Source organism: Polaromonas sp. P3_C2, from assembly GCF_056402675.1.
This window is the reverse complement of record NZ_JBFUGX010000823.1, coordinates 1-1616: the sequence shown is the minus strand read 5'-3', so window position 1 is coordinate 1616 and position 1616 is coordinate 1. Positions and strand designations below refer to the sequence as shown.

Below are 1616 nucleotides of genomic sequence, written 5' to 3'. Positions count from 1 at the left end.
GTTTATTTCCCGCCGCCATTTCCTGCTGCAGACAGTCGTCGCCGGCTCAGGGGCGGCCGTGCTTCCCGCAATGTCGCAGGGGCTGACCGGCCCGGCTTATGAAGTGGCTCCCTGGGCCGGTCCATTGGCAGCGTTCTCGCTGGTGGACACAACCGGAAAGACCTGGCGCCCGGCTGATTTGCGCGGCCGTGCCGTGCTGTTGAATTTCTGGGCCAGCTGGTGCGAGCCCTGCCGCGCGGAAATGCCGACGCTGCAGCAGATTGCCGACCTCTACGGCGACGACAAACTGCTGGTGTTGGCCATCAATTTCAAGGAGCCGGCGGCGCGTGCGCTGCAGTTCGCCAAGACCACCGGGGTAACACTGCCGGTGCTGCTGGACCTGGATGGCAAAGTTGCCCGGGGCTGGGGTGTGAAGGTTTTTCCGACAACCTTGATGATTGACCGCAGCGGCCGGCCGCGCCAGCGCGTGACAGGCGAGGTCGACTGGACCAGCCCGGCCGCCGAAAAACTGATTGCCGGCTTGCTCAAGCCCTGAATCTGTCTCGGCACGGCACCGGCGATAATCCAGGGCCAGCCCTTGCGCTGCCTTTGCGGGCTGTGTGGGCTGTCAGACATCCCGGAGCATCTTTACCTGCCCCGGTGCACGTCGCACTCACACCCACCCGGAGATACCTTTCATGTCGACCGTACGCCGCACTTTCCTCAAGAACACCGCCGCCGCCGCCGTGGCTGCTGCATTGCCAACCATCAACTTTGCCCAGACGCCCGCCGCCGCGCCCAGCCGCAGCAACTTTGCACCCCAAAGCGGCGCCTGGCGAACTTTCGACGTGACCACGCGTGTGGACATCGCCAAACCCCAAGGCGTGACCAAGGTGTGGCTGCCGATCCCCTCGGTCAACAGCGACTACCAGCACTCGCTGGAAAACGGCTTTTCGAGCAACGGCACCGCCAAGCTCATGCGGGACGGTCAGGACGGCGCGAAGATGCTGTATGTGGAGTTTGCGGCCACTGAAACAAAGCCCTATGTGGAGCTGACCAGCCGCGTGCAGACGCAAGGCCGTGCCATGGACTGGTCACAGAAAACCGCCCCAGCCGAAAGCGCCGACACGCTGCGTTACTTCACGCGTCCCACAGTCCTCATCCCGACCGACGGCATTGTGCGCAAGACAGCGCTGGCCGCCACCCAGGGTGCCAAAACCGATGTCGAAAAGGCGCAAAAACTCTACGACTGGATCGTGGCCAACACCTACCGCGAACCCAAGGTACGCGGTTGCGGCGAAGGCGACATCAAGACCATGCTGGAAACCGGCAACCTGGGCGGCAAGTGCGCCGACCTGAATGCGCTGTTCGTGGGCCTGTGCCGCTCGGTGGGCCTGCCGGCACGTGACGTGTACGGCATTCGCCTGGTGCCTTCAGCCTTTGGCTATAAGGAGCTCTCGGGCAATCCGACCAGCCTGAAGGGCGCGCAGCATTGCCGCTCGGAGGTCTACCTCAAGGGCTACGGCTGGGTGGCGATGGACCCTGCCGACGTGGCCAAGGTCATGCGCCTGGAAACGGCCGAATGGATCAAGACCACCGCCAACCCGGTGGTGGCTCCTGTGAACAAGGCGCTGTTT

The 1616-nt window shown here is 63.8% G+C and carries 2 protein-coding genes; both read left to right on the top strand.

Going from position 1 to position 1616, the window contains the following annotated elements:
* The first annotated feature begins 4 nt into the window (after positions 1 to 4).
* A complete protein-coding gene (locus tag AC1DWI_RS22390) occupies positions 5 to 535 on the top strand; it encodes a TlpA disulfide reductase family protein (RefSeq protein WP_477725813.1) in 531 nt (176 codons plus the stop codon).
* A gap of 142 nt (positions 536 to 677) precedes the next feature.
* On the top strand, positions 678 to 1616 hold a 939-nt coding region (locus AC1DWI_RS22385), incomplete at its 3' end, for a transglutaminase-like domain-containing protein (protein WP_477725812.1).